Annotated in this window: 3 protein-coding genes and 1 pseudogene; 2 read left to right on the plus strand and 2 right to left on the minus strand. The window is 52.6% G+C overall.

Translation table 11 applies throughout. The features are described from left to right. Both H6F80_RS03645 and H6F80_RS03650 read left to right on the plus strand, forming a co-directional pair. Positions 1–773, plus strand: a 773-nt coding sequence (locus H6F80_RS03645; RefSeq protein WP_518523508.1) for a sodium:solute symporter family transporter, incomplete at its 5' end; no start/stop codon positions are given. A gap of 187 nt (positions 774–960) precedes the next feature. Beyond that, the gene (locus H6F80_RS03650; protein ID WP_190790252.1) at positions 961–1,221 is read left to right on the plus strand and encodes a hypothetical protein; all 261 of its coding nucleotides are present in this window, start codon (positions 961–963) and stop codon (positions 1,219–1,221) included. Positions 1,222–1,233: 12 nt separating this feature from the next. Here the strand turns inward: H6F80_RS03650 and H6F80_RS03655 are convergent, their stop codons facing one another. Together H6F80_RS03655 and H6F80_RS03660 are read right to left on the minus strand one after the other, a co-directional pair. Beyond that, positions 1,234–2,754, minus strand: a complete 1,521-nt coding sequence (locus H6F80_RS03655) for an MBOAT family O-acyltransferase (protein WP_190790253.1) — start codon at positions 2,752–2,754, stop codon at positions 1,234–1,236. A 123-nt stretch (positions 2,755–2,877) separates the two neighbouring features. After that, positions 2,878–3,482 (minus strand): annotated as a pseudogene (locus tag H6F80_RS03660) (lipid-A-disaccharide synthase); the annotation flags it as partial.

The raw sequence follows: 3,482 nt of genomic DNA on the forward strand, positions 1-3,482 counted from the left end.
CCGAAATGTTTAACCAGGGCAACTGGCAACGGGTCTATGCCTGCAAAACTAATACCGTTGTGCGGCGGTCTTTTTTGAGATCGTCTTTGGTCATTTGGCCAATGCTGTTGCTTGCAGGCATGCTGGGCATTTTGGCGATGCACTTTGGCTTTACCGACGATCGCGCCTTTTTCTCGCTGATAGAGCGGCTAGAGTTGCCTGTCTGGTTCCTCATGGGTGTGCTGGTGCTGGCACTGGCGTTGGTGATGAGTACTATGTCTTCGCTGCTAAACGCCGTTGCCAGTCTGTTCACAGTGGATCTGATGCGGCTGATGCCCCACTTGCAAACCAGCGGCTTATTGCGTGCCTCGCGTCTGATCACCGTAGCGATCGGGCTTCCGGCGATCGTCATTGCGGCTCAGGGCTTTAATGTGCTGTATCTGTTTTTGCTGGCTGATCTGGTTTGCGCGGGAGCCGTTTTCCCCGTGATTTACGGGCTCTATGCTCGCCAGATCACCGGAATGATTGCGTTCTGGAGTGCAGTCATCGGCATTGCTGCCGGAGCCTTGTTCTTTCCCAAACCAGATTTCACTGCCTGGACTTCCCTGCCTTTTGCAGGCGATTTGCTGGTAAGCTTTATCGTCCCCGTGATTGTCTCTGCTGGGATTGTGCTGGCTTGGACAACGATCGCCGCCCGTCAGGGTCACTCACGCCTGTTTGATTTCTCGATTTTGCAAACCCAGATTCAGCTTTATAGCGATCGAGTGGAGGCAGTACGGGAGATGATGGAATAAGGTTTACAGAGTCGCGCTAGACCCATTAAGAAGCATCAGAGCAGAGCAATTGAGGGCTGTTTGAATAGCGTTAATTGTCCTACACCGCCCCCTAAATCCCCCAAATTGTGGGACTTTGAGACCGCTATCGCTTTTCAAACATCCTCTAAGATAGGAAATACGTTTGTTACAGATAGGGCAACAGCCGATGCCGCGTTACAATCCCTTCAGCCTCCAGCTCCAAGTCAGCCGTATGTTTGAGCAGGGGCAATCCTTTTTTGCCACGACTAGAGTGCAGGACTGGCTGCGTCAGCGCAACGAAGACCCTAACCAGTATGAAGTGATTTTTCACGAGCGACCTGCTCCGGCAGATTCGGGGTTGATTAAGGCGATCGAAATTCAGCTCAAGCGCAAAGACGGTCAGCCGATCGATCCCTTTTTGCAGAAAGAGCTAAATGAGTGGGGTTAACCAGCCACCCATCTAAAAATCGAAGTAAATATAGGGCTGGCTCTCATTGGGGGCAAGTAGCCACGCCGCAAACAGACAGAGTGGAACCAGCATGAGTTTGACGGCCCAGTTGAGCTGAAGCTTCAAGCCGCGATAAAACAGATAGGCAATACCCATTCCGACAACGATCGCCCAGAGTAGTAAGGCAAGGTGAAGGCGATCGATTTGCAACGTTTCGACATATACCTTTTGGGCAAACTGAATGTCGCCTGCATGCCCAAATAGCCGCGAAATTACCAGCCCAGAATCTTTCAGGTTGGGCAGTCGGAAGAAAATCCAGGTGGTAAACACCATGAGCTGTGTCATCGTCCAGGCAGACAAGATGCCCGGAACGGTTTTCCAGAAGATGCCGAGCCAGTGCCACTGCTTGGACAACGCATCGGTGAGGCGATGAACCACCAGTGCCAGCCCGTGAAAACAGCCCCAAACGATGAAGCCCCAGGCGGCTCCGTGCCAGATGCCGGCTAGCAGCATGACAATAATCAGGTTCAAGCAAGTGCGGGCAATGCCCTGACGCGATCCGCCAAGCGGGAAATAAAGGTAATTTCGCAGCCAGTCGCCTAGCGTGATGTGCCAGCGTCGCCAAAAGTCAGCAATGCTCGTGCAAAAGTAGGGAAAGTCAAAGTTTTGCGGTAGCTCGATACCCATCAGCAGGGCACTGCCACGTGCCACATCCACATAGCCGCTGAAGTCGAGATAAAGCTGTAGTCCATAGGCAAATGTTGCCAGCCACAAATCGCCGCTTCCTGCGCGTTCGATATTGCCAAAAATCAAGCCAACGATCGTCCCCAAATGATCTGCCAGCAAGAGTTTTTTTACCGCGCCCGACGCAATCAGCCATAGCCCCTCTGCCATTTGGCTCGGCATCGGAAACCGCAGGGTTTGAAGCTGAGCCGCAAACGGATGAAAGCGGGTAATCGGACCCGAAATAAACTTGGCAAAAAACAGCTTATACGTCGCAAATTTCAAAAAATCATGGGTGGCAGGCGCACCCCGGTAGACATCTACCAGATAGGCAATGCACTCAAAGCTAAAAAAGCTAATCCCCAACGGCGCAATAATATTCGTTTTTACCCAGTCTGCCTGTGCTGGTGCCCCGGTCGCTCCTAATGCGCCAACGGACTCCAGCACAAACGGCACATACTTAAAGCCCAGCAGCAAGAGCAGATTCAAACTAATGCCCACCCAGAGCAGCTTCAGCCGTCGCTGGTTCCAATCCTGCTGAGCAAACTGCCACTCGTCATCGTCTACCCGCCAGTCCATCGGTGCGCCGATCGCCCGCCCGATATAAAACGTAATGCCCGTCAACATTAGCAGCAGCGGCACATACTGAATTTGCAGCGAACTGTAAAACACCAGACTGGCAATCAGGATCACCCAGAGCTGAAACGATCGCTTCCCGGTTGTTTCAGAGTGCCCTAAAGGGACAACCGCCCAGAACACTCCCAACGTACTCAGCAAAAACAAACCGTAGGTAATTGAGAGAAAAGACATAGCGACGACTCAGGGGATGCAGCAGTTCGGTTGCATGATACCAAAGGTAATTCGGAATTGGTAATTTGCAATTCGTAATTGTCAGACCATTTGGAAGGTTGGGAACTTGCGACGGAGAAGGCTTCAATTCCGCATTCCGTATTCCGCATTCTGCATGATTTCTTCTCGCACAATGCCCGCCAATCGCTCTGCCGCGCCTGGTTTCCCCCGTACCTGCCGCAATCGATCGCGCATATGCGACAGCTTCTCAGGATGGTCGAGCAAATCTAACACCTCCTGAGCGATCGGCTGGGGCTGAAGTTGTCCGACCCGCTCCGGCACAATTTCCTCTCCCGCCCAGATGTTGGGCCATGCCAGCAATCGCTTTTTCCGTAAAAACCAGCCGTTGATTAGCATTGCCATCATTGAGCCGACTCCCGGAAGGTTCACGAGTAATCCTGGAATGCCATCCCATGCCCGCATTGCATCAAGCTGCTGAGTCGGAATCACCACGATCATGGGCACTGCCAGCGAACCCAGTTCTGCCGTATTTGCTCCGATTGTGGTCAGGCACAAATCGCACTGCGCCAGCACCTCATAAGCAGGAAAGTCGGTTTGGAGGGCGATCGACAAGCCCCGATCGGTTTCTAGAAAAAACTGCTCCCCTTCCTGCCTCAGCCGTGCCGTTCCTTTCCTAAAATACTGGCTCACTAGGTTCTGCTCCGGATCGGCGAACTTTGCCAAAGTCT

It is taken from the genome of Leptolyngbya sp. FACHB-711 (genome assembly GCF_014695615.1).
Lineage (GTDB): Bacteria > Cyanobacteriota > Cyanobacteriia > Elainellales > Elainellaceae > Leptolyngbya_A.

Coding starts and splice junctions, on each gene's coding strand:
- H6F80_RS03650 (WP_190790252.1), top strand. CDS start 961: ATGCCGCGTTACAATCCCTTCAGCCTCCAGCTCCAAGTCAGCCGTATG.
- H6F80_RS03655 (WP_190790253.1), bottom strand. CDS start 2,754: ATGTCTTTTCTCTCAATTACCTACGGTTTGTTTTTGCTGAGTACGTTG.